The sequence below is a fragment of the Haladaptatus marinus genome, from assembly GCF_051194195.1.
The window spans coordinates 1012773-1035695 of the sequence record NZ_JBLZNK010000003.1 but is presented as its reverse complement, the minus strand read 5'-3'; the positions used below and the strand labels follow the sequence as shown (position 1 = coordinate 1035695).

General features: G+C 60.0%; 26 protein-coding genes. 14 read left to right on the top strand and 12 right to left on the bottom strand.

Annotated elements, in window-relative coordinates; translation table 11 throughout:
• Positions 1-66 precede the first annotated feature (66 nt).
• From ACN2TU_RS11535 to ACN2TU_RS11520, 4 genes are all read left to right on the top strand, one after another.
• Complete coding sequence (locus ACN2TU_RS11535; RefSeq protein ID WP_435155467.1) at positions 67-1869, top strand: flippase activity-associated protein Agl23; 1803 nt, start codon at positions 67-69, stop codon at positions 1867-1869.
• 304 nt (positions 1870-2173) lie between these two features.
• Complete coding sequence (locus ACN2TU_RS11530) at positions 2174-3499, top strand: flippase activity-associated protein Agl23 (RefSeq protein ID WP_435155466.1); 1326 nt, start codon at positions 2174-2176, stop codon at positions 3497-3499.
• Positions 3500-3923: 424 nt separating this feature from the next.
• On the top strand, positions 3924-5255 hold the full coding sequence (locus tag ACN2TU_RS11525) for an ATP-binding protein (RefSeq protein WP_435155464.1): 1332 nt from the start codon (positions 3924-3926) through the stop codon (positions 5253-5255).
• Positions 5256-5258: 3 nt separating this feature from the next.
• Positions 5259-6077, top strand: coding sequence for an MBL fold metallo-hydrolase (locus ACN2TU_RS11520; protein WP_435155463.1), 819 nt, complete (start codon positions 5259-5261; stop codon positions 6075-6077).
• On the opposite strand, the gene ACN2TU_RS11515 is transcribed toward ACN2TU_RS11520, so the two are convergent.
• The 5 genes from ACN2TU_RS11515 to ACN2TU_RS11495 form a co-directional block, all read right to left on the bottom strand.
• Positions 6074-7459 carry an arylsulfotransferase family protein gene (locus tag ACN2TU_RS11515; RefSeq protein WP_435155461.1) on the bottom strand — a complete coding sequence of 462 codons (1386 nt, stop codon included), beginning with the start codon at positions 7457-7459 and terminating at the stop codon, positions 6074-6076. The two genes, ACN2TU_RS11520 and ACN2TU_RS11515, sit on opposite strands and share 4 nt — an antisense overlap.
• Positions 7460-7670: 211 nt before the next feature.
• Positions 7671-8630, bottom strand: a complete 960-nt coding sequence (locus tag ACN2TU_RS11510; protein WP_435155459.1) for a DUF5787 family protein — start codon at positions 8628-8630, stop codon at positions 7671-7673.
• 37 nt (positions 8631-8667) lie between these two features.
• Entirely contained in the window at positions 8668-8964 is a 297-nt protein-coding gene (locus ACN2TU_RS11505; protein WP_435155458.1) for a hypothetical protein, read from the bottom strand.
• A 79-nt stretch (positions 8965-9043) separates the two neighbouring features.
• Entirely contained in the window at positions 9044-9322 is a 279-nt protein-coding gene (locus tag ACN2TU_RS11500) for a hypothetical protein (protein ID WP_435155457.1), read from the bottom strand.
• A gap of 165 nt (positions 9323-9487) precedes the next feature.
• The gene (locus ACN2TU_RS11495) at positions 9488-10441 is read right to left on the bottom strand and encodes a winged helix-turn-helix domain-containing protein (RefSeq protein ID WP_435155456.1); all 954 of its coding nucleotides are present in this window, start codon (positions 10439-10441) and stop codon (positions 9488-9490) included.
• Between the two features lie 147 nt (positions 10442-10588).
• Here ACN2TU_RS11495 and ACN2TU_RS11490 point away from each other — a divergent pair, with 147 nt between their 5' ends.
• From ACN2TU_RS11490 to ACN2TU_RS11445, 10 genes are all read left to right on the top strand, one after another.
• Positions 10589-11824 (top strand): translation initiation factor IF-2 subunit gamma, encoded by a 1236-nt coding sequence (locus ACN2TU_RS11490; RefSeq protein ID WP_435155455.1) that lies wholly within the window; start codon positions 10589-10591, stop codon positions 11822-11824.
• On the top strand, positions 11824-12201 hold the full coding sequence (locus ACN2TU_RS11485) for a PIN domain-containing protein (RefSeq protein ID WP_435155453.1): 378 nt from the start codon (positions 11824-11826) through the stop codon (positions 12199-12201). The genes ACN2TU_RS11490 and ACN2TU_RS11485 overlap by 1 nt, the downstream gene beginning before the upstream one ends.
• Position 12202: 1 nt before the next feature.
• A complete protein-coding gene (locus tag ACN2TU_RS11480) occupies positions 12203-12775 on the top strand; it encodes a DNA-directed RNA polymerase (protein ID WP_435155452.1) in 573 nt (190 codons plus the stop codon).
• Positions 12776-12777: 2 nt separating this feature from the next.
• On the top strand, positions 12778-12975 hold the full coding sequence (gene spt4 / locus ACN2TU_RS11475) for a transcription elongation factor subunit Spt4 (protein ID WP_266078870.1): 198 nt from the start codon (positions 12778-12780) through the stop codon (positions 12973-12975).
• Between the two features lie 2 nt (positions 12976-12977).
• The gene (locus tag ACN2TU_RS11470; RefSeq protein ID WP_435155451.1) at positions 12978-13529 is read left to right on the top strand and encodes a GTP-dependent dephospho-CoA kinase family protein; all 552 of its coding nucleotides are present in this window, start codon (positions 12978-12980) and stop codon (positions 13527-13529) included.
• A 197-nt stretch (positions 13530-13726) separates the two neighbouring features.
• Positions 13727-14053: a 30S ribosomal protein S24e gene (locus ACN2TU_RS11465; RefSeq protein WP_435155449.1), complete on the top strand. Its 327-nt coding sequence runs from the start codon at positions 13727-13729 to the stop codon at positions 14051-14053.
• Positions 14053-14187 (top strand): 30S ribosomal protein S27ae, encoded by a 135-nt coding sequence (locus tag ACN2TU_RS11460; RefSeq protein ID WP_435155448.1) that lies wholly within the window; start codon positions 14053-14055, stop codon positions 14185-14187. Before ACN2TU_RS11465 ends, ACN2TU_RS11460 begins: the two co-directional genes overlap by 1 nt.
• Entirely contained in the window at positions 14188-15804 is a 1617-nt protein-coding gene (locus ACN2TU_RS11455) for a bifunctional N(6)-L-threonylcarbamoyladenine synthase/serine/threonine protein kinase (RefSeq protein ID WP_435155447.1), read from the top strand.
• 470 nt (positions 15805-16274) lie between these two features.
• The gene (locus tag ACN2TU_RS11450; protein WP_435155446.1) at positions 16275-16547 is read left to right on the top strand and encodes a DUF5808 domain-containing protein; all 273 of its coding nucleotides are present in this window, start codon (positions 16275-16277) and stop codon (positions 16545-16547) included.
• 39 nt (positions 16548-16586) lie between these two features.
• On the top strand, positions 16587-17123 hold the full coding sequence (locus ACN2TU_RS11445; protein ID WP_435155445.1) for an XTP/dITP diphosphatase: 537 nt from the start codon (positions 16587-16589) through the stop codon (positions 17121-17123).
• Positions 17124-17156: 33 nt separating this feature from the next.
• On the opposite strand, the gene ACN2TU_RS11440 is transcribed toward ACN2TU_RS11445, so the two are convergent.
• The 7 genes from ACN2TU_RS11440 to ACN2TU_RS11410 form a co-directional block, all read right to left on the bottom strand.
• Positions 17157-17627 (bottom strand): DUF7384 family protein, encoded by a 471-nt coding sequence (locus ACN2TU_RS11440; RefSeq protein ID WP_435155443.1) that lies wholly within the window; start codon positions 17625-17627, stop codon positions 17157-17159.
• An 81-nt stretch (positions 17628-17708) separates the two neighbouring features.
• A complete protein-coding gene (locus ACN2TU_RS11435; protein ID WP_435155442.1) occupies positions 17709-18149 on the bottom strand; it encodes a hypothetical protein in 441 nt (146 codons plus the stop codon).
• A 62-nt stretch (positions 18150-18211) separates the two neighbouring features.
• The gene (locus ACN2TU_RS11430) at positions 18212-19471 is read right to left on the bottom strand and encodes an LEA type 2 family protein (RefSeq protein ID WP_435155441.1); all 1260 of its coding nucleotides are present in this window, start codon (positions 19469-19471) and stop codon (positions 18212-18214) included.
• A 6-nt stretch (positions 19472-19477) separates the two neighbouring features.
• Positions 19478-19621, bottom strand: a complete 144-nt coding sequence (locus ACN2TU_RS11425) for a hypothetical protein (protein ID WP_435155440.1) — start codon at positions 19619-19621, stop codon at positions 19478-19480.
• Positions 19622-19710: 89 nt separating this feature from the next.
• Complete coding sequence (locus ACN2TU_RS11420; RefSeq protein ID WP_435155439.1) at positions 19711-20658, bottom strand: ABC transporter ATP-binding protein; 948 nt, start codon at positions 20656-20658, stop codon at positions 19711-19713.
• Positions 20655-21626: an ABC transporter permease gene (locus tag ACN2TU_RS11415; protein WP_435155438.1), complete on the bottom strand. Its 972-nt coding sequence runs from the start codon at positions 21624-21626 to the stop codon at positions 20655-20657. The genes ACN2TU_RS11420 and ACN2TU_RS11415 overlap by 4 nt, the downstream gene beginning before the upstream one ends.
• A gap of 39 nt (positions 21627-21665) precedes the next feature.
• Entirely contained in the window at positions 21666-22532 is an 867-nt protein-coding gene (locus ACN2TU_RS11410; RefSeq protein WP_435155437.1) for a dihydrodipicolinate synthase family protein, read from the bottom strand.
• Positions 22533-22923: the final 391 nt, after the last annotated feature.

Genomic DNA, 22923 nt, shown 5'->3' with positions numbered 1-22923 from the left:
GACTATCGATAGGGGTTCAGAAACTATTTGTCCGAACCGAGTCCATATCGTCTGTGACTCCTGACGATGCAAGGTTCCGACACCGCACAGAAGCATACTCGTTCCCGCTCCCTCCCGTCGAGCGAAGAGTCGGGTCTGCTGACGCGCTTTACCAACCCGGTTCCGCTCATCCTCCTCGTCACTATCTTCGCACTCGCACTCCGCCTCGTGGATCTCGGCGGCCGCGTCGCGCATCAGGACGAGGCCCGTGTCGCCTACTGGATAGCCCGTTACGCCGAAACGGGTATCTGGCAGTATCGGCCCATCGTTCACGGTCCGTTTCTCGTTCACGTCAACTCGATTCTGTTCTCCCTGTTCGGCGCGAACGATTTCTCGATGCGACTCATCGTCGCGCTGTTGGGCGGTCTCCTGCCGCTTTCGGCCTTGTTGTTCCGTGAGCGACTCCGACCGTCCGAGACGATCGCACTTGCGGTTCTGTTCGCGTTCAACCCCGTCTTGCTCTACTACTCACGGTTCATGCGAAACGACGTGCCGCTGGCCGCGGCGATGGTGTTCGCGCTCGGCTTTTTGGTTCGGTTTTCGGACACTCGGAAACTGCGCTATCTGTTCGCGGGTGTCGCCTCGTTCGCACTCGGCTTTACCATGAAGGAAAACGCCCTGCTGTACGCGGCCTGTTGGGCGGGGGCGGGCGTACTGCTCTATGACCACCGTCTCTTCCTGCGACGAGTCGGCAACGACGGTATCGCGGCGGCGATTCCCCCACGACTGCGAAACTGGGTTCGGGAAACCGACCGGCAGTCGCTCGCGCTGACTGCCCTCATCGGAATCGGTGTCACATTCCTCGCAGTTATCGAGTTCCTCGCCATCATCATCCTCTTTTACGCCCCACGGTCACAGACACAACCCGGCCCAGGTCTCTGGAAGGCGTTTTCGAGCCCGGGTATGGTTCCGGAAGTCATCGGAACCGCGACCCTCGGCACGTGGAACGAGTTTCAGAGTTGGACGGGGCACACCGACCATTCGTATCTCCCGTTTTTGGGTGATTTCGTCGAAACGCTGGAAGTCGGTGCGTTGGCCCTCTGCCTCCTCGCCGTGGTCGGATTCCTCGTTGACCGCTACTCGGGTGACCTGCCGAACGACGTCGTCGCATTCGGATTTTACTGGGGCGTCGCCAGCATCCTCGGCTATCCGCTCGTGATGGACATCAAGGCCGGATGGGCGACCGTTCACGCCATCGTTCCGTTGGCGTTCCCGGCCGCAGTCGGGCTCGCGCTGGTGTTCCGCTGGGGTCGAGACGCCTACGAGGGCCGGGACGACGTAAGCGTCATCGCCGCTGTCGTCCTGCTGTTGCTCGTTTCGGCACAAGTCGGTGCGACAGCCTACGACACCTCCTACCAGAATCCACAGAGTCCGGACAACCAACTCGTCCAGTACGCCCAATCGTCGTCCGAGGCGAAACCGCTTCTCAACGACCTCCAGCGAATCGCACGGACGAACGAAGGGACTGATGTGCTCTTCTACGGCGGCGAACTCTACTCGTCCGACGAATCGGATCACGAGGTGGCACCCGCCGGAGGTGGGTGGTTCGAACGCCTCCCACTCGCTTGGTACTTCGAAGCCGCCGATGCGGACATCACGAGCACCAAGAACGCAAGCGATCTGGCGGGCGAGAAACCGCCCATCGTCGTCACGATGAACAACGCCTCGACGTGTTCCGACCAGGATGGCACCGCCGAGGACATCGACCCGTACATGGACGGTTACAGCCGATACGAGTTCCACCGATACGGCTTCGACAGCGGGTGTACCGTCAGTAATATGGCAATTTATGTGGAAGACGGACAAGCCTCGGTGAATCAAACTGCGTAACCAAATCTCTCCGCGTACTGCCTGTTCGCAGGGTGCCAACGAACCACTTTCTCTTTTTCCAGAATTCCTCGAAAGTATTTAATCACATCGATGACACTTATCCGTAATGCAATCCACTCTCCACACTAATTTCCGACCGACGATTTCAGTGAGTTTCCGATAGCCATGTCCTCTGAGATTCAGTCTCGTTCGATGGTTTCCGTCTCCGCCATCCGAGAATCCCTCACTGCGGATGCAACCCGCACCCAGTTGGCTGTTGTCGGCATCACGGCTGTTGCCCTCTTCCTGCGCCTCGTGGGACTGGATGGCACGGTACGCCGAAAACGGCGTCTGGTTCTATCGCCGGTTCGTCCACGGACCGTTTTTCTTCCACGTCAATTCGGTCGTGTTTGCACTGTTCGGCGCGAACGATTTCACCATGCGACTCGTCGTTGCGCTGATGGGGGGTTGCCTTCCCCTCGCCGCCTTGCTGTTCCGCGAGCGATTGCGCTCGTCGGAAACGGTCGCACTCGCGGTCTTGCTCGCGCTGAATCCCATCCTGCTCTACTACTCGCGATTCCTGCGAAACGACGTGCCATTGGCCATGGTGATGGTGTTCGCGCTCGGCTTTTTCGTCCGATTCTCGGACACCCGAAAACTACGATATTTCTTCGCCGGAGTCGCCTCGTTCGCACTCGGCTTCACGATGAAGGAAAACGCCCTCCTCTATCTCGCCTGTTGGGTTGGCGCGGGTGCGCTGGTCTACGACCATCGTCTCTTTCTCGGACGTGTCGGTTCCGAGGGAATCGTCAGCATCATTCCACCTAAACTGCGCCGATGGCTCTGGACGAAGGATAAGCAATCAATCGTCCGAACCGCACTCCTCGGAATCGGCGTCGTCCTTCTCGCCGTGGTCGAGTTCCTCGCCATCATCGTCTTCTTCTACGCGCCGCCGTCACAGACCCAACCCGGCCCGGGGTTGTGGAAGTCGTTTTCGAATCCGGGGATGATTTCGGAACTCCTCACCAAATCCACCGTCGGGGCGTGGGAGAAATTCATCAGCTGGTCTGACAGTTCCGACCACGCGTATCTCCCGTATCTCACCGACTCCTTCCGGACGCTCGAAGTCGGTGCTCTGGCGCTGTGTCTGCTGGCAGTCATCGGATTTCTCGTAGACCGCTACTCCGGCGAGCGTCCCACCCCAATCGTTTCGTTCGGGTTCTACTGGGGCATCGCCAGCGTTCTCGGCTATCCCCTCGTGATGGATATCAAACCCGCGTGGGCGATGGTGCATGCCGTCATCTCGCTGGCGTTCCCTGCGGCGGTCGGACTCGCGCTGATTTTCCGATTGGGCTGGGAGGGCTACGAACGCGGCGACGACGTGAGCGCCGTCGCCGCCGTCGCCCTGTTACTGCTCGTCTCGGCGCAGGTCGGGATGGCGGCATACGACACGAGTTTCCAGAACCCACAGAGTCCGGACAATCAACTCGTCCAGTACGCTCAATCGTCGTCTAGCGAGGCGAAGCCGCTTCTCTCCGACCTTCAACGGATTTCACGAGAGAACGAGGGAACTGACGTGCTGTTCTTCGGCGAGGAACTGGATTCACCGGATCACTCCGCCCACGAGGTACCACCTCCCGGGCAGGGGTGACACGCTCGACTTCCGCTTTCGTGGTACTTCGAAACTGCCGACGCCGAGGTCGTCAGCACGAACCACACAATCGACGTGACGGGCGAGAAACCACCAATCGTCGTCACGCTCAACAACGTTCTCGACGTGCACGTCTGAGGACGGCACCGCCGAGGACATCGACTCGTACATGGATGGCTATCGAACCCACGAGTTCCAACGGTTCGGCTTCAACAGTGACTGTCACGTGAGCGACAGACCGTTTTCGTTGCGAAGAATCGAACTTTGACGGACGCCTGACGCAGACAATCGACGTCTGCTTCGCGTTGGGTACTGTCGCTCTGAATTTCCGGATGTCAGATTCACAACCACGCCACGTTATCCGTGAACGCTCAGATCCGGTCTTCGACGCGCTTAAGATTCTCCCGCGTCAATTTACGGAAGAATGAACAGCGGGGCGCTGGACGTAATCGAGTTCTTGCTGACCGCGCGCATCTATAGCGAGAACCAAGAACTCGACGAAAACGACTTACCACCTGCCATCCGGCAGGTGTTTTGGCACGATGGCACGATAGAGCGACCGCTTCAAACATCGGTCGAGACGGCGCGCGAGGCAACCGGTCTCGACCAGCCGTGGGATGCGATTTCCGATCTGATGTTCACCGACCGGGACACCTTCTCGGGGAGCATCGAGTTGACACAGCGGGAGATGGCCGAAGAGTGGTTCGTAGAGCGCGATGAGGAACGGATCGCGGCGAACCCAACGCTGGCGTACACACTTTCCGACTACGACGGCGTCGATGTGGACTACGAGGCTGTGCGCGAGGCGAACCGTCCCGTACAGTCCGACCGGGCGTGGATCGATAGCCTGCTCGAACAGCACTTCGACCCCGACGAGGAAGACGAGGACGGCGAGAGCATGCTCGATCTCGTGGATATCCACGCACCGGAAGAGGTCGAACTGACGCTGGACGACCTCGTGCTCACGGAAGACCAGGAGGCCGAGATTCAGAAGATAATGAAGGCCATCGAGCACCGCGAATATCTCGCGGAAATTGGCCTGCGGGAGATCGGAAAGCTCCTATTCGTCGGCCCGCCGGGTACCGGGAAAACCTCGACGGCACGGGCGTTGGGATACGACTTAGACCTCCCGTTCGTCGAGGTGAAACTATCGATGATAACCAGCCAGTATCTCGGCGAGACGGCGAAAAACGTCGAGAAGGTGTTCGAGGTGGCGAAGCGACTCTCGCCCTGCATCCTCTTCATGGACGAGTTCGACTTCGTGGCCAAAACGCGACGGAGCGACGAGCACGCTGCCATCAAACGAGCAGTCAACACCCTCCTGAAATCCATCGACAACATCTCGTTGATTCAGGACGACGTGCTTCTCATCGGCGCGACGAACCATCCCGACCAACTCGACGCGGCGGCGTGGCGGCGCTTCGACGAAATCATGAACTTCCCGAAACCGGACGTGCAGATGCGTTCGGACATCCTCCGGGTCATCACCCGCCGGATGAAAATCAACGATTTCGACCCCGACGAACTGGCGACGAAGACGCAAGGGCTCACCGGGAGCGACCTCCGTCTCGTCCTCCGCGAAGCGGTGCTCGAAGCCCTCACCGAAAACCGAACCGAACTCATGCAGGACGACTTGCTTCACGCCATCGAGGATTTCGAGGAACGCGACAACCTGAAGGACATGGATATGATCGACGGCGACCACGACGCACTGGTCGCGGGCGGAGATATAAGTGGTCACTCACACGACCACTGAGTGATGGAAGTCACCCTCCTCGGCACTGGCGACACGACGGGGACGCCGACGCCTGGATGCGACTGTGACACCTGTTCCATGGCTCGTGAGCGCGATATCGAGCGCTCGCGCTTTTCGGTTCACGTCCGCAACGAAGCGACGGACGAGTGTCTCCTTATCGACGCCAGTCCCGACTTTCGACACCAATTTCTCACTCATGACGTGCCGCTACCGGACGAACTCATCATTACGCACGTTCACTTCGACCACTTGGACGGGTTGGGCAACTCCTATCGACTGTTCGACTCGCTGCCGGTTCACGCTGCGAACGAAATCGACCCCGAGAAAGACGAGAGCGTCGCCGAGACGATTCGAACCAAGTTCGACTACCTCGACAAGATTTCCGTCCACGACCACGATCCGCTCACGTCGTTTTCGGTTTGCGGGTTCGACGTGACTCTCGCACCAGTCGAACATCCACCGCTGCTCTGCTACGGGGTGGTCGTCGAAGGAGACGGGGGGAAACTCGTTCTCTCGGGCGATACGAACTACGGGATTCCCGACTCCTCGCGCGAGAAAATGACCGACCCGGATCTCTTTCTCGCTGACGCTATCGTTCCGGCCTCGCTCTGTGAATACCACCCCGCAGGCGGCCGACACCACTCCGAGGATGGAGTTCCGCGGACGTTCGGATATAAACACATGACTCGCGAGGGAGCGCTCTCGTTGGCGGACGAACTCGGTGCAAAAGAGACGCGGCTCGTCCACGTATCACACTTTTATCCCGCAGAAGAAGCGTTCGAGGAGCCGTTAGCGGTAGACGGCGAGCGATACCTGCTCTAACGACGCCGGACGAAGAAGGCGACTGCGAGCAACAGCCCGACAACACCGACCACGAAGTCGAATCCGGGGAGCGACATGCCCCCGCTGATGGATTCGTCGTTTTTCGGCCCGCCGAGGCTGCCGTTGTTCCGTTCGTCGTCGTCCTGGATGCCCGAATCGCTGGACCCGCTTTCAGTTTCCGGCTGCTGACCGTCCGCCCAGCCGTCGATGGACTGGAGGTAGGAGTGACACCGCTTCATCGTTTCGGCGTCGTACTTTGCCGCATCGCCGTTGATTCCGTAGCTTCCCGTCGCGTTCTGGTCGGCGATGGTCGGACTTTCGGCGCGTTCGTTTGGAATGCGTGCGACATCGTAAACCAGCCACGGTGCGTAGAACTCCCAGACGACATCGCCGGTCGGCGTCACTTCGAGGACGCGCTGGTTTTTGGAATCGCCGATGAGCGTGTTGCCGTTCGAGAGGCGGTCGGCGTCGCGGGGCCATCGGAGGTCATCTTTCTTGCCGAGTTCCCACGTCAGTTTCCAGTCGTCGCCCTGCTTTTCGTACTCGACGATGCGCTCGTTCTCGGAGTCGGCAACGAGGAACGTCGGATTGCCGTCTTCACTTTCCAAGTAGTCCGGGTTGTGTTGCATGTCGAGAATATCGTGTTCGTCGTCGGAACCGAGTTGCATCTCGACGTCGTTCGTGGAACGATTAACGACGATAGCTTGGTCGAAGTTTCGTGGCGAGGCGAGATACCGACCGTCACCGATTTTGTCCACGTCGTTCACGTGCGTCCAGTCCTTCGAGTAGTTGCCACCGACGGACTTTGGGTACTCGCTCCGGAAGTACCAGCGCCAGACGATTTCGTCTTTCTCCAAATCGTAGACGAAGATGCTGTCGTCGGCTTTTCCGGTCTCCGGATTGGAGGCGCGCATGTTGGCGACGAGGAGCTGTGTGCCGTTGTTGATCAGGTCGATGTCGTGGGTGTCGTGGATCGGAAGCGACTCCTCCCAGACGTGTTCCTGTGTACGGGGGTTGAACTCGTAGACGACGGTTTTCCCGTTCGCCGTTCCGGTGACGAAGAGGTTTCCGTTTTCCATCGGGTCAACGTCGTATCCCCAGATCATGCCGTGTTCCGCAGTATGATGAACCCATTTCACCTCTCCCTTCGGTCCGACACCGACGAGTTTCGCGGGTTCTTTGCCGCCATTTTCGAGCCACGAGTAGCCTTGCACGGCGATGACGGTCGTTCCGTTCGCCGGGTTCACCATCGTCCCGGCACAGGGATTTTGGGTACTTCCTTGCCCACCCGATTGGGCGGTGAGTGGCGAAGCCAACAGAGGAAGACAGCACAGGAGTATCGCACCGACGGCGAGCAACTGCCGTCGAGAGGGCGTCTGCATATCCTTGTCTATCCGCTTCCCGCATCTTGTATGTTTACACATCCTTTCGTGAACCCGTCGCCTGTACGGTATCGTCAAAACGGATATAAATCGATGATACATGTGGCCCAGAAATCACTCAAAAGGGCTATTTGGGGGTGGCTTATGGTACTCTCACAACGCTTTCTTATCGCCTTTGTATCATTTCGACCTCAGTCACAGGACGACGACCTCATTCTCCCGTTCGAAAGACATCGAGTCCGGACTGTCGTCGTTTCCGTCCCGCCGGGTCGGCGACCCACGGCGTCCGTGAATCGCGCTCCGAATCGAGGTCGATATCCGGCGGCTCGGCCCGGTCGTGACCCGGACACTTCGGGTCACAGTGAATCGGATTCACGATGCGGCCTTTCCAATGACAGTACGGGATGCCGCCGTGCCGTGGTTCGATTTCGGCACACGCCGGAAAGTCGTAGGTTCGCCACCCTTTGCCGTACGCGCGTTCGGCCATCCGCCGACGCTGGCGGGCCTTCTCGCTTGCGGTGACGACGCGAACGTCCGTCTTCCCCGCGTGCTGTTCGATGAGTTCGGTTCCCGCCGCCTCCGTTTGCAGTGACGTTGGTTCGCGAATCACTTCGATTTCTTCTCCCTCGAACCGCCAGACGCCGACCTCGTCGGGAATGCGGTTCAGGTGGGCACGGGTGACGTAGCTCTCGGTCGCCAACACGACTTCGTCTACGAGACCGAGGCTCACGTCCTTACGGAGTTGTGTTTCGAGGTCGCCGGGGTCGCCGAGGTCGGGTTTGTTTTCGATACCGACGAGTCGCCCGAACCAGTCCGGATAACGTGCAACCTGTCGGACGTACTCCCTGCCGTTCCTGCGTTCCCGTTCGAAAAACCCGATTTCGACCGCCCTATCCACGATTTGCCGGGCGTATTCCGGCGACGTGTTGAAGGCGTTCCGCCAGTACCGTGCTTGCCCGACGCCAACGTCGCTCTCGATTGCGGCGTCGGGAATTCGCTCGCTCGTCACTCTGGTTCGGGCGTCGAACGCCGGGCCGGGTTCGACACACAGCACGTCGATGATGCGATTCGAGGGCGCGTGAACGCCACCACCGATTTGTCGCGCGAGAATGTCGTCAGTCGTCGCTTCGAGGTGGGCACATAGCGCCAGTTCGAACGGGAACTCTCGCACGGTACTGGTTCAGCGCGCCGAAAACAAAAAGCCCGCGTCAGTCGTTCGCGAGAAGGGACTCTTCTGTCCCGTCAGCCTCGCTCCCGCGATTCGTTTCGACGGTCGGCCGTCGCTCCGAAACCCCATCAATCCGCATCGTCGAGTCCGGTTCTCGTCGTCCGTTCTCGCCGGGTGTGTCGAACAGCGAAGCAACGATCGCCTTCGTCCGGGCGAGAATACCCTCGTCTTTCGTTCGTTCGTCCTTCGCCCGTTCGCGTTCGTTCCTCGACTCACGCTTTTCGCTGGTCGGTTCTCGGTTCTCGATAGGCTCGTTGCTCCCCCGTGGATGGCACATCGATTCTCCCCACAAACGGAGGTTAGCGACCGAATTCAATAGTCGTTCGCGTCAGATTCGAGCGAAAAAGCGAAAAACGTTACAGTCGGAACGTCGTGAGAATCGTGCCGACGATTCGGACAACGAGGAACGGGAGCATCACTGCGACGCCGATGCTTGTGACCCACCCGACGAGCAACAGGGCTACGTTCGCTCCGGCCAGTTCCAGTCCGTAGATGTACAGGAGACCGGCAACGGTGACCGCACCGAGACTGGCCACGAGAGCGAACACGACCGTCATCGCCCGACGCACCGCGTGGAAGAGTGGAATCCGTTCAGGGAAGGGGTTGGTTTCGTACTTCATTGTTCGTTTCCTCATGTAGATAGAGGACTTCTCCCCGCAAAATTGTTATCTGAAGTACATTTATGTAGGCCGCGCTACTGAAATACGGTATTGTAAGAATATTGCTACAAATGTTGAACTGCGTTCCGGTCGTCGCTGACCGGATTACCGGTCGAAGACTGCCCTTCTGTCTCCCTACCGTCACTCGGTTCCTTTCGCGTCAGTCGCGGCGTGGTTCGTGCCGGTCGCAGTGCGTTCTGCGCCGGTCTGCACGGATCCACTCTGCTCGATTTCGATGACGTTCAGGTCGCCGTCCATGACTATGTTGAGTTCGTCGCCGGAGAGCGGAATCGAGACCTCGATTTTCCACGGGTCGTCAGAGAGCACCGTCGTGTGTTCGTCGCTTACACACCACGAGAGTGCCCAGAACGGATTCGTACAGAGGTCGATTCCGTGGTCGCTGTAGAAGGTGACGACCTGCGATTGGTCGAGGAGCGACAGTCCGACCGTGGATTGCAGTCGGTGACGGCACTGCTCACAGCGATGGTCGACGCGAACCTTGGTTCCGAGAGCGTCCTCGCTGTCGCGGGTTACGGTCGTTCCCATCTTTCCGTTGCACTCCGGACAGACGCCGTCGGCGGCGAGGCAGTGGAGGTGGCGCACGCGCTGGTTGAACGCATCCATTATTTCGCAGTCGGTTCGGTCGTTCAAGCCGCCCGGCGGGAAGGGGTAGCTTCCGTGGAGTTTGGTGCAGTCGGGGCATGCGATGACCAACGTTTCATCCTCGTAGACGGCCCGCAGGTTCGCATCACAGTCCGTGCAGGTTTCGACCAGTTCGATTGGGTCGAGTCTGGGATGTTCGTTGAACGACCCGGCCAGAATCGCGCTGACGACCTTCTTCCCGGCTTGTCGGAAGTCGTAGCCGTCGTCGGTCTGGACGACGAAATGGTCGGCCAACTGCTGGAGGTGGTAGTTGAACTGGGCACTATCGCGCATGCCGACTTTCTTCCGGAGTTCCGAAAATCGAACCGGGCGCTCGGGTGCCTGCCAGAGCGCCTCCAGAATCGACAGTCGGGTTTCGTTGGCGATGACCGAAAACGCCTCCGCCGGAGCGAGGCAGTCATCGCACTCCTGAAGCGGGGTGTCGCTGCTCATACGCGAAGTATTGTCGGGAAACCAATAAAGTGTTGTGTGAACTGCATTTTTGCAAATAATTTGTCACGAGCGCGCGCCATACCAGAACAGTAGGTTTATCAGTCGTTCGGGCCGAATCTACGACAAATTACTCTCAGGAGGTCAACGTTGACAGGAACACACAACCAACCGGAGGTGAACATCGGACTCGTCGGCCACGTCGATCACGGGAAGACAACACTCGTGCAGGCGCTTTCCGGCGAATGGACCGACCAGCACTCCGAAGAGATGAAACGGGGCATCTCGATTCGACTCGGCTACGCCGACGCGACGTTCCGGAAGTGTCCGGACGTGGACGCGCCGGAATGCTACACGGTCGATGAGACGTGCCCTGACGGTTCGGACAGCGAACCGATTCGTACAGTTTCGTTCGTGGACGCACCCGGCCACGAAACGCTCATGGCGACGATGCTCTCGGGCGCATCGCTGATGGACGGCGCAGTGCTCGTCGTCTCGGCCACGGAAACCGTCCCGCAGGCCCAGACCGAAGAGCACCTGATGGCGCTCGACATCATCGGCATCGAGAACATCGTCATCGCACAGAACAAAATCGACTTGATCGACCGTGACCGCGTGGAGCGCAACTACGAACAGATTCAGGAGTTCGTGGAAGGCACCGTCGCGGAAGACGCACCAGTCGTCCCGATCAGCGCCCAGCAGGAAGTCAACATCGACCTGCTGATGCAGGCTATCGAGGAAGAGATTCCGACACCGGAGCGCAACCCGGAGGACGACCCACAGATGTACGTCGCCCGCAGTTTCGACATCAACCGTCCCGGCACCACGTGGGACGAACTCACCGGTGGCGTTCTCGGTGGCAGTCTTGTGCAAGGGAAACTCACCGAAGGCGACGAACTTGAACTCCGTCCTGGCCGTGAAATCGACGAGGGGGGCCAGACCCAATGGGAACCCATCGAAACCGACGTTCGCTCCCTTCAGGCGGGCGGCGAGATGGTGGACAAAGTCACACCCGGTGGACTGCTCGGTGTCGGTACCGGACTCGACCCGAGTTACACGAAGGGTGACGCGCTGGCCGGACAGGTCGCCGGAACGCCCGGCAGCCTTCCCCCGACGTGGGAACAGTTCACGATGAAAATCGACCTGCTCGACCGTCTCGTCGGCTTGGACGACGAGGAAATCGACGAAATCAGCACGGGCGAACCGCTCATGCTGACCGTCGGCACGGCGACGACGGTTGGTTCGGTCACCAGCGCGCGCGACGGCGAGTGTGAAGTCGCACTCAAACGACCCGTCTGCGCGCCGGAAGGTGCGAAAATCGCCATCAACCGCCGTATCGGCGCACGATGGCGACTCATCGGAATCGGAACGCTCACTACCAACTGATGGCTCTCACGGTCGCCATGGACACGAGCGCGCTCATGATGCCCGTCGAATCGGACGTCAGGCTGTTCGACGAACTCGACCGGCTGTTAGGCCAGTTCGAGTGCGTCGCACCGCGTGCCGTCATCTCGGAACTCGACGGACTCTCGCAGGGCGGCGGCGCGGAAGCGACTGCCGCCAGCGTTGGCGCTGATTTGGCGACCCGCTGTGAAACCATCGACCATCACGAATCGTATGCCGACGACGCGTTGGTCGAACTCGCACCCGAGTTCGACTTCGTCGTCACGAACGACGCGCCCCTCCGGGACCGTCTGCTCGACGCCGGCGTTCCGGTAATTCATATAAGGGGCGGGAACAAACTCGCAATCACTCAACCATAGCATGTACAAACGGGTTAGACTGAAAGATACGGTCGAGGTACCTCCCCAGTTCCTCGCGGACGTAACGCCGGGGCTGGTGCAGCGGCTACTACAGGACAAGCTCGAAGGACGGATGGACGAAGACGTCGGCAGTGTCGTCAGCGTCACCAAAGTTCACGATATCGGCCACGGTGCGGTGCTTCCAAACCGCCCCGGCGTCTACTACGAAGCGGAGTTCGACGCCGTCACGTTCGACCCTCAGATGCAGGAGGTCGTCGACGGAGAAGTCGTGGAAGTCGTCAACTTCGGGGCGTTCGTTGGCATCGGGCCGGTAGACGGACTGCTCCACGTCTCCCAGATTTCCGACGAATATCTCGCATTCGACGAAGAGAACCAACAACTCGCCTCCCGCGAGTCCAACCGCACGCTCGGTGTCGGTGACTCGGTTCGAGCACGAATCGTTACGAAGAGCATTGACGAGCGCAACCCACGCGAGAGCAAAATCGGCCTCACGGCGAAGCAGGTCGGACTGGGCAAACACGGCTGGCTGAAAGAGGATCGTGAAAAACGCCAACCAGCAACCGAGAGTGAGTAACCATGGCCAGTAACCGACTCGCCTGTCGCGACTGCCACGCCGTTCTGGACGCGGACGAGGAAATCTGTTCGGTGTGCAACTCGACCAGTCTCACGGAAGACTGGAGCGGCTACGTCGTCATCGCCCACCCCGAGGAGAGCGAAATCGGGCAGGAAATGCAGGTGACGGAGCCGGGCAGTTACGCGCTGAAAGTCAGATAGACGTGACAGAAACCGTCGTCTCGCTCCCTCGCACACTGCGAAGTGAGCTTAAGGAACCGCTTGGGCCTATTTTTACTGACGCAGAGACGCTTCTTGACTCCACGGGAAGTCCGCTCGTCGCTGTCGGCGATGTCGTTACCTATCATCTCGAATCTGTCGGCGTCACACCGGACGTAGCGTTAGTCGATGGATTGACAAAACGCGATGCAGTCGAGCCAGAAATCCGCGACGCGGTAAGCGACGACGCCCGGCACGTGACGGTCGAAAATCCGGCCGGAGTGCTCACTGACGACCTCCTTTCCGCGCTCGTCGAGGCGATTGCCGCGCCCGAGGCGACAGTGCTCGTCGTCGACGGAGAAGAAGACCTCGCGGCGCTCCCGGCGGTGCTTGCCGTCCCTACAGGTGGAAGCGTCATCTACGGCCAACCGGACGAAGGAATGGTTCACGTGCAGGTAACTCCCTCCGTGCAAAAGCAGGTCGAAAATCTCCTCGCGCAGATGGACGGCGATACGAAACGGCTCTTCTCGCTCGTCGGTGCGGAGAGGAATTCATAATCGACGAGGCGAAACGAGTAATGCGACGGCATCATCGAATATCGGGTGAACGATGGTGGACAGGAACAGTAGCATATCCCAACCCGCGACATCCATTCTCCGTGGCTTCCACTGTAGCCGTCTCTTCGGACGAATCGCCCACTTCGAAATCCTTTTACACGCTACAGGGAGAAAAGGAGTATAACTGAGTGTTACACATGGAAGTCGAAATCCTCTCACAGGAGCAGAACCCAATGCTCCACCGGACTGAAGTGCGGTTCCAGATCGTTCACGACGAGGCAACGCCCTCGCGTCTCTCGGTTCGAGACAGCCTCGCGGCGAAACTCGACAAAAACGCGGACGAAGTCGTCGTCCACGAAATGAGCACGAAATTCGGTATGCGCAAGACCGTCGGCTACGCGAAAGTCTACGACAGCTCCGAGCACGCGCGCGATGTCGAACAGGACTACATGCTCGAACGCAACAAAATCACGGCGGACGACGCCGACACTGACACGGAAGCGGAAGCCGAGGAGGCTGAATAATGGCGCGCAACGAACTCTACAACGACGACGGCACGACTGAGCGAGAGCAGTGCCCGCGCTGTGGCGACTCGTTCCTCGCCGACCACGGTGACCGACTTCACTGTGGCAAGTGCAGTTACACCGAGTGGAAGTAAATGCGAATCCTCGGCGTTGAGGGTACCGCGTGGGCGGCCAGCGCGGCCGTTTACGATACGAACACCGATTCAGTTTTTATCGAGACTGACGCCTACCAACCCGAGAGCGGTGGCATTCATCCGCGCGAAGCCGCAGAACACATGAGCGACGCGATTCCGCGCGTCATCGAGACGGCGATGGCCGAAGCGGACGGCCAAATCGATGCGGTTTCGTTCTCGCGCGGGCCGGGTCTCGGCCCGTGTCTCCGAATCGTCGGCACCGCGGCGCGCGCGTTGTCCCAGAGTCTGGACGTGCCGTTGCTCGGCGTGAACCACATGGTGGCTCATCTCGAAATCGGCCGACAGCAGTCGGGATTCGACTCGCCCATCTGTCTGAACGCCAGCGGCGCGAACGCGCACGTGTTGGGCTACCGAAACGGTCGGTACCGCGTTCTCGGCGAGACGATGGACACGGGCGTCGGCAACGCCATCGACAAATTCACGCGACACGTCGGATGGTCACATCCGGGCGGACCAAAGGTCGAGGAGGCCGCGAAAGACGGCGAGTACATCGACCTCCCGTACGTCGTGAAGGGGATGGATTTCTCGTTTTCGGGCATCATGAGCGCGGCAAAACAGGCCGTCGATTCGGGCGAAGCAATCGAGGACGTTTGTTTCTCGCTTCAGGAGAACATCTTCGCCATGCTCACCGAAGTGGCGGAGCGCGCGCTGTCGCTCACCGGACGGGACGAACTCGTTCTCGGTGGTGGGGTCGGTCAGAACGCCCGTCTCCGCGAGATGCTCCGCGAAATGTGCGACCAGCGCGGTGCGAAGTTCTACGCTCCCGAACCGCGTTTCCTACGGGATAACGCGGGGATGATTGCGGTGCTCGGCAAGGAGATGCTGGACGCGGGCGATACGATTCCGGTGACGGATTCGGCGGTGGATTCGAACTTCCGCCCCGACGAAGTGGCCGTCTCCTGGCGAACCGACCGCGAAGAAGTGTTCCGCAACGTCGGCGAACGCGAGATTCGCGGCGCGGAAGCCACCGTTTCCATCGGCTCGGAACGCGTGACGAAGCGCAGAACGGCCAAATCCTATCGTCATCCACAACTCGATGCGCGCTTACGTAAGGAGCGCACGACCCTCGAAGCACGCTTGACGAGCGACGCGCGCCGTGCCGGTGTGCCGACGCCGGTCGTTTACGACGTTGACCCTGCGGAAGCTTGCATCGAGTTCGAGCACGTCGGCGAGGCTGACCTCCGCGAAGATCTGACCGCATCGCGAGTGCGCGACGTGGGTCGGCACCTCGGCGTAATGCATCGGGCGGGAATCGTCCACGGCGACCCGACAACGCGAAACGTTCGGTGTGCTGGGGGCGACACGCCCCGGAACGAGCGAGCGGGTGATTCCCGCGAGCACGACCGCACGTACTTCATCGATTTCGGATTGGGCTACCACTCCGACGATGTGGAGGACTACGCGATGGATTTGCACGTCTTCAGCCAGAGTCTCGCCGGAACCTCGGACGTAGCCGAGGAACTGCGGCGTGAGTTCGAGTCCGCCTATTCGGAGTCGGGCGACGAGCGTGTCGTCGCACAGTTGCGCGAAATCGAAGGTCGCGGACGGTATCAGTGACGACGACTTGCATTCTGACACGTTGTTTTTCACGTTGGATGCGTTTCTGAAACCGGATGCGGTAGCGTTGCTGTGACTGCAACTGCTAGGCGCACGCCACGCCCTCGCTCTGTCAGTTACTCGTGGCAGGCCACTCGTGCCCTCCGTCGCTCGCCCGTTGCCACCAGGACAGCAGGCGAGCCTGGGTGGGCTTGCCATCGCGTATTGGAAAGTCGGCTTTCCACCGTCACTTCGGCTGGCTGGGTTTGGCTTGGGCGGTTCATCGGTCTATCTGTCTTTGGTGTTGGCCCGCCACTCGCTCCTATGTTCGTTTGGGCGTTGATTGTGCCAAGCAGTTGTGGTCTACACTGTCTCACATTGGTATCGAAGGCGTCGTCACATCTCGTGTTTTTCCACGAATCCCAACCAGTCATTTATTTTACACATCCGATGCCCCAAATGCTATTACCGGCGCGGTCATTCACCATGATATGTCCGACAAAGAAACCTCTGGAACCCTCTTCGGCATGCCGTACAACTTCGAACGCCCGAGCGTCGGGCGGATGCTCTCGTCCTACTGGAAGCCCGGCGAAGGAATGCTGGTCGAGAAACCGTTCGGCATCGGCTATACGCTCAATCTCGCCAACTGGCGCTCGTGGCTCGTCCTCGCCCTCGCTGGCGTCCTGCTCTGGCACGAGCAAAGCGGCCCCGACGTGGAGGATGTCGAGGACGAACCCGTCGAAGTCATCGTAGACGACGACTGATTCGACGCCTCTTTTTGTTCGCGGGACACCCTCTCTGCCATGATACGGTTCGTCACCGGCAACGAGGGAAAAATCCGCGAGGCACGCGACTATCTTGACGACGAGGTTCGTCAAATCGAGTACGATTACACGGAAATCCAGAGCGACGACCTCGGGGAAATCGCGCTCCACGGCGCACACGAAGCGTTCGAGGAGACTGGCGGCGAAGACCCCATTGTCGTGGATGACGCAGGATTGTTCGTTGACGCAATCGGTGGCTTTCCCGGCCCATATTCCGCTTACGTCGAGGACACCCTCGGCGTCGAGCGCGTCTGGCAAATCGCCGAACAGGAGGAAAACCGCCGCGCCCATTTCCGCTGTATCGTCGCGTATTACGACGGCGAGAACGCGGAGACGTTCTCCGGGTCGGTGCCCGGAACGCTCGTCGCACCACGCGGTGACGGCGGGTTCGGCTACGACCCGATTTTCGAACACGAGGGCAATACGATGGCCGAGATGAGTACGGAAGAAAAGAACGCCATTTCCCACCGTGGACGGGCGTTGGCGAAGTTCGCGGATTGGTTGGCGGACCGATAACGAAAATCCCGTCCCTCGATTCGGGAGGACGACTTAGGCTCTCGGATCGCTATCCGGTCCCGGATACTCACCACCGACCACCACATCGTACAGACTTTCGGGGTCGAACAGCGAGACGAACCCGTCGGGTCGCTTGACGCTGACCGAAATCCGACCTTGAAGCGTAGCCGCGGTTTTCGCGCTTCGCAGGTCGTCATCGTAGGAGATGATGTGTGCCGCGTTTCCGGCGTGGGCGCTGGCGAGGGCGGGGTGGTCGCCGGGTGACTGTTCGACTTCGATTTGGAGGACTTCGATTTTCTCGCGCCAGTCGCGCGCCAGCTCGTCGTCGGCCAGTTCGCGGATGACCTCTTCGGCATCGGACAGCAGTTCGTCGCTGGCGACGAGTTCGATCCACGAGTGTTCGCGAACGATGTCCATCATTCTGCGGGCATCCCTACCGACCAGCAGATCCGCGGCCAACACGTCCGCGTCGATGGCGATACGGGCGGGATTCGGGTTACTCATCGCGTTGCTCTACCAGCGTCTTCCGGACGGCTTCGATGTCGGTGTCGAACTCCTCTGCACGGTCGAACAGGTCGCGCCACGTCATGAGTTTGTCTGTGAGGTCAGGGGAGAAAAGCGCTTGTTTCGGTCGAAGTTGGAGACGTGGCGGCGAAACACGCCGACGCGCCGGTACCGGAGCACTAAGTAGCCAATCGAGAGCAGGCCGATGATGATTCCGTACACCTGCTGTCCGAAAACCGTGATGTCGGGATATACCAGTCCTCCGAGACCGTAAAGAGACGGATTCGGATTCCACGAACTCTCAGCATGCCGGATCGCTCTGGTATCGAGAAAGAGGAAGAGGGGAAATAGCACGAGACCAACCGCGATAGTAGCCTGTGCGAGCAGAAAGGCGACGTCTACAATCGGTTCGAACGGGCCGAGCATACCCCACGGAATGATGTTCACGACGAGTCCGAGGAGAACGCTGGCTGCAACCATCGCGAAAAAAATCCACCATCGAGAACCGATTGACTCGTCCATGGGTTCGTATTTTCTAGCGTGAGAGTATACGTTTTGGCTCGAAAATCAGCAATAAAATCCGCTTACGCCGATTTGTTGCCGAGAATATCCGTCGTCACCGTCTTCTCGTAGTTCAGCGCATCGAGTTCGACTCGCTCCGTGTAGCCATGATACTCCACGACGACGTAGTAGTTGACTGCGAGCGTGCTCTCCTCGCCGCGACGAAGGTGCGTCTTCCACCACGCGCCGAGTTTCGAGTTGTCGAGCGGGACGGTGTCCCGAATCGTCGTCTCGCTGTGCGGTTCGATTTCGATGGATTTGTCCTTCGATTCGTCCGAGAGCACGATGTCGTTCATCGTCACGCGGTAGCCGACCTCAGTGATGTGAATCGACTCGCTCCGGTCGTTTCTCAAGGTGGCGGAGGATTCGATGGGTGTCTCGGCCATCGTCGCTTCGCTCCACTCGGCTTTCGTGTTCGAGACACGTCCGACTTGCCGTCCCGCAACCGAGAACGGCAGCGTCGCGTTTGAATCGACTGGACCAAGCATATCGGTCGTGACTGTTCCGCGCTCCGCTTCCCCGCCGACTGGTAGTCGTGCGAACCCAGCATCGACCGTCACGTCCCGTTCGACGACGCGGTCAGTTTTCTCGTCGTTGTTGACGTGGCTGACCCACCAGCGCTGGATTTCGTGGTCGGTGATTTCCCCGGAGAGTTCGAGGTCGGTGCGACCCGGCCTGATATCCCGATTCGTCTCGCCCTCGACCAGCTGCACGTCGTTCATCAGCACTCGGTAGTTCGCATCGATGGAGAGATGCTCGGCGAACACCGACCCCGGCTTGTTCGGGTTCGCCACGATGGTACGGGTTCGAATCCCGGTGTTGCCGGTTTCGGGGACGACCCACTCGCTTTCGACCGATCGGAGCTTCGGTGGTTGGGACTCGGCTGCACCGGTTCGTGGCACGGTTTTCGTCGTGATCTTCCCACCGCCAAGTACGTCGGTCGTGAAGACGACGCGCTTGCTCAGGGAGGGGAGTGTGACTCGTTTCGTCTCTCCGTCTTCCTTAACCACGGCGTAGAACTGTACGTTCATCGTGGTCTTCTCGTCGTTTTTCACGTGACTTTCCCACCACGTCGGAAGCTTCCCGTTGTTGAACGCCGAGTCGATGGCGAACGACGTTTTCTCGCCGGGCTTCACGTGAACGCCGCCGTCGGTCGTTCCCTCGGCGACGGTCACGTCGTTCATTCCGATTGCGTAGTTCACGTCCACGACGCCCGGAACGCCGACCGAGTTCGGGTTGTTCAAATCGATTTTCGTTTGGATTTCGCTCGTCTGGGCGTTCACGGTTCCCTAGTCGGTCTGGACACCGTCGACGGTCGGTTGGCCGACCGTCACCATTCCCGATGTGACTGCTACACCGAAACCACCGGCGCTGACGACGAACAGCGACAGCATCGCGACGACGACCTTGCCAAACAGGTTACGTATCGCCATCGTCTCCCTCCAACAGTGATGTATCGTCCCCCCCAGATAATTCATTATACTGTGGATTCGGACGGAAATTCAAGTACCTTTACCTGTAATTATCCACCGTGTGAACCGACATTATGGGTTTTATCATCGGTTAAACTGACATTGACTGCTTCACCGACGCACGGCGGATTGGTTGCGTAGGAATCACACCGGTTTCCATCCATCGAAAGCACCACGCGGTATCGGCCATCCTCCGGCAACACCCGGATAACCCGTGCGCGGTAATCCGGATTCGTGGAACCGATTTCGACGTGCTCCGGGCGAATCGCTATCGTTCCCTCGCCGTTGGGATGGGGCAAACAGTTGCTCCCGGTAAACCGCGCGACGAACGACGATACCGGGCGTTCGAATATCGCGTCCGGCGTTCCAATCTGTTCGATACTGCCGTTCCGCATCACCGCGATTCGGTCGGCCAGCACTCGCGCCGTCGTTCTGTCGTGTGTAACGTACACCGCGGTCTCGTCCAAAAGCAGTACGGCCAAATCTTCACGAAGCGACTGGCGCGTCGGTACGTCCAGCGCCGAAAGCGGTTCGTCGAGCAGGAAGGCGTCTGGCCGAACGAGTAGTGACCGTGCGAGCGCGACGCGTTGTTTTTCGCCGCCCGACAACGTCTCGGGATATCGTTCCGAGAGGTTTGCGACGCCCAGTGCCGACAGCAGTTCCTGCGGGTCGTGCGTTTCGTGGTGGTACTCCGCGCCGAACGCGACGTTCTCCGCAACGGTAAGATGTGGAAAGAGCGCGTACTCCTGAAAGACGAATCCCAGTCGGCGCTCCTCCGGGGGCAGTCCCGTCACGTCTCGTCCACCGAGCGAGATTGCGCCGTCGTGGTCGTGAAACCCCGCAACTGCTTCCAGTAGGAGGGATTTTCCGCTTCCACTGGGGCCGAGGACGACCAGCGTTTCGCCCGCCGAAATATTCACGTCGGCTTCAACCGTGAACGTCGCGCCATCCGCCGTGAACGCCGCGTTCACCGCAATGGCGAGTCCCGATTCCGTCACGGCCACCCTCCTCGGTCGTAGGCCAGTGAGCGGACGAGCACGAAGAGTCCGACACAGAGCACGAGTAGCAGAGTCGCAACCGAACCGCTCGCTTCCAGTCCGGACGAGAGGAACGTGTTGTAGATGAACACTGGCGCGTGTTGGACGCCGGAAACGCGCTCCATTGCTGGCGGGTAAAACACCGAAACGCTGTACGCGACGATGGCGACGGCACCGAACTCGGAAACTGCCCGTGCCCACGCCAGTACGCCGCCAGTCAGCACACTTCTGGCGGCCAGCGGTGCTGTCACTCGCCGAAACGTCTCCCACTCGTTCGCGCCGAGGGTTCGGGCGGCCCGTTCGATGCGCGAATCCACGCGTTCGAATCCCTCTCGGGCGGCGTTCACCGCGAAGGGTGCGCTGACGAACGTCATCGCCAGCACCATCCCGAACAGGGTTCCGAGTACCTTTGCTCGGGGAAGGAGACCACCCTGGCCGAACGCGAATAGCACCGCGAGTCCGGCCACGCTGTGTGGTACGACCAGCGGCAAGTCGACGAGGCTCTCGACCAGCGCCTGCCCCGGAAATCCGCGGGCGAGAACGACGGCGAGTGGAACGCCCAACGCGACCGACGCCAGCGCGGAGAGTAAAGGCGCGTACACCGAGAGGAAGAGTGCCCGTTGAACGCTGGGGTTGGTCGCCGAGGAGAGCAGTGCCGCTGGATTCTGTCGAGCGACAAGCATCAACAGCGGGAGGGCAAGCGCCACGAGTAGCACGGTTCCGAGAGTCGCGGCGAGGATTCCGAACGTTCCACGTCCGGCAGCGAACGCGAGCGCCCCAGCACTCAGAATCGCGAAAACGGCGTAGAGTTCGGGATGGCCGACCGAAAACGAAATCGAGAACGCAAGCAGCTGCACCGTTATGACCGTCAGCACTGACGTTCCCGTTCCAAACGCAACCGCCGTAGGTCGAGCCGACTCCGTGCTCACGGTTCGAGAGCAGACACCCGACAGCGAAGTGTCTTTCTCTCAGTGCTCCGCGGCTTGCGCCAGTTCTTCGAGTTCCTCCCGAACCGAACTACTCACCGGGTGGTGCGGTCGGCGCGGCGCACCTGCTGGTGCGCCGCGCGCTTGCATGACCGCCTTCGCGCCCGGAACGCCGTACTGGGCCGTAATCGCCCGATTCAGTTCGATCAGCTGGGCGTTCAACTGCCGGGCTTGTTCGTCGTGGCCACCTTGCTGAAGCCGATAGATTTCGCTTGCGCGTTCGGGGGCGACGTTCGCGAGTGCTAGGACACCCCCATCGGCACCGGCGTCGAGTCCGGCGGCGTAGATGCTCCCACTGCCGACGAGGAGGTTGAAATCGGCATCTTCGGTGCGGGCGCGCTCTCGCTGTAATCGCGTCAGATCGCCGCTCGAATCTTTCATCCCGGCGATGTTCTCGTGGTCGGCGAGTTCGCCGACCACTTCCGGCGAGAGGGCGACATCCGTGTATGCAGGAACGCTGTAGAGGTACACCGGAACCGGACTCTCGTCGGCCACGGTTCGGTAGTAATCGATCCACGTGTCGTCGTCGTGACTGAAGTAAAAAGGCGTTACCACGAGGGCGGCGTCTGCTCCCGCCTCCGCCGCGAGGTTCGTCTGGCGGAGCGTCTCGCGGAGGCCGGGATGGCCGGTCCCCGCGAGAACGGGCACGTCAGATTCATCTGCAACGATTTCGGTAACGCGATTGCGCTCTTCGACGCTCATCAGTTCCGCCTCGCTGTTCGACCCGCAGGGAACGATGAAATCCACCCCGCGGTCTTCGACCCACGCGACGAGTTCGCGGAGGTCGGTCTCTTGTAGGTTTCCTTCGTCGTCAAACGGTGTTAGCAGTGGGACGCCAGTTCCGTGCATAGGTGTCATCCTCACGCCGAGACCATGAAATCGGTGGTAGCGGAAGCGTCTCACGGTCGTCTGACGCGGTTTTAAGTTATCGCCCTTCCCAGTCGAAACCGGGCGCGCACACCTCTCTCCCATCCTCCCACTCCGCGCGCCCGGCACACCACCCACATCCTCCCCTACCCCGCTCTCCCACCCCCCCTCCACTTCAACACTCCCCTTTCCGGCGGCAGGCAGTTATTTCCCCTACGTAGACGTGTCCTGATAGCTACAAACGGTTCCTGTACTCCCGACAAACAGTTCATAACAAAGAGGTACCCGCTCTTTCGTAGAGTTGCGCCCGACGGCTTGGGCGCGAAGCGTGTCGCAGTCTCGCGGTGGGTTTCCGGCGGGGCCGGGGGCTCTG

What these genes read in the sequence shown, in the direction of transcription:
- ACN2TU_RS11535 (WP_435155467.1), top strand. Translation starts at nt 67, where the DNA reads ATGCAAGGTTCCGACACCGCACAGAAGCATACTCGTTCCCGCTCCCTC.
- ACN2TU_RS11530 (WP_435155466.1), top strand. Translation starts at nt 2,174, where the DNA reads ATGGCACGGTACGCCGAAAACGGCGTCTGGTTCTATCGCCGGTTCGTC.
- ACN2TU_RS11525 (WP_435155464.1), top strand. Translation starts at nt 3,924, where the DNA reads ATGAACAGCGGGGCGCTGGACGTAATCGAGTTCTTGCTGACCGCGCGC.
- ACN2TU_RS11520 (WP_435155463.1), top strand. Translation starts at nt 5,259, where the DNA reads ATGGAAGTCACCCTCCTCGGCACTGGCGACACGACGGGGACGCCGACG.
- ACN2TU_RS11515 (WP_435155461.1), bottom strand. Translation starts at nt 7,459, where the DNA reads ATGCAGACGCCCTCTCGACGGCAGTTGCTCGCCGTCGGTGCGATACTC.
- ACN2TU_RS11505 (WP_435155458.1), bottom strand. Translation starts at nt 8,964, where the DNA reads ATGTGCCATCCACGGGGGAGCAACGAGCCTATCGAGAACCGAGAACCG.
- ACN2TU_RS11500 (WP_435155457.1), bottom strand. Translation starts at nt 9,322, where the DNA reads ATGAGGAAACGAACAATGAAGTACGAAACCAACCCCTTCCCTGAACGG.
- ACN2TU_RS11495 (WP_435155456.1), bottom strand. Translation starts at nt 10,441, where the DNA reads ATGAGCAGCGACACCCCGCTTCAGGAGTGCGATGACTGCCTCGCTCCG.
- ACN2TU_RS11485 (WP_435155453.1), top strand. Translation starts at nt 11,824, where the DNA reads ATGGCTCTCACGGTCGCCATGGACACGAGCGCGCTCATGATGCCCGTC.
- ACN2TU_RS11480 (WP_435155452.1), top strand. Translation starts at nt 12,203, where the DNA reads ATGTACAAACGGGTTAGACTGAAAGATACGGTCGAGGTACCTCCCCAG.
- spt4 (WP_266078870.1), top strand. Translation starts at nt 12,778, where the DNA reads ATGGCCAGTAACCGACTCGCCTGTCGCGACTGCCACGCCGTTCTGGAC.
- ACN2TU_RS11465 (WP_435155449.1), top strand. Translation starts at nt 13,727, where the DNA reads ATGGAAGTCGAAATCCTCTCACAGGAGCAGAACCCAATGCTCCACCGG.
- ACN2TU_RS11460 (WP_435155448.1), top strand. Translation starts at nt 14,053, where the DNA reads ATGGCGCGCAACGAACTCTACAACGACGACGGCACGACTGAGCGAGAG.
- ACN2TU_RS11455 (WP_435155447.1), top strand. Translation starts at nt 14,188, where the DNA reads ATGCGAATCCTCGGCGTTGAGGGTACCGCGTGGGCGGCCAGCGCGGCC.
- ACN2TU_RS11450 (WP_435155446.1), top strand. Translation starts at nt 16,275, where the DNA reads ATGTCCGACAAAGAAACCTCTGGAACCCTCTTCGGCATGCCGTACAAC.
- ACN2TU_RS11445 (WP_435155445.1), top strand. Translation starts at nt 16,587, where the DNA reads ATGATACGGTTCGTCACCGGCAACGAGGGAAAAATCCGCGAGGCACGC.
- ACN2TU_RS11440 (WP_435155443.1), bottom strand. Translation starts at nt 17,627, where the DNA reads ATGAGTAACCCGAATCCCGCCCGTATCGCCATCGACGCGGACGTGTTG.
- ACN2TU_RS11435 (WP_435155442.1), bottom strand. Translation starts at nt 18,149, where the DNA reads ATGGACGAGTCAATCGGTTCTCGATGGTGGATTTTTTTCGCGATGGTT.
- ACN2TU_RS11425 (WP_435155440.1), bottom strand. Translation starts at nt 19,621, where the DNA reads ATGGCGATACGTAACCTGTTTGGCAAGGTCGTCGTCGCGATGCTGTCG.
- ACN2TU_RS11410 (WP_435155437.1), bottom strand. Translation starts at nt 22,532, where the DNA reads ATGCACGGAACTGGCGTCCCACTGCTAACACCGTTTGACGACGAAGGA.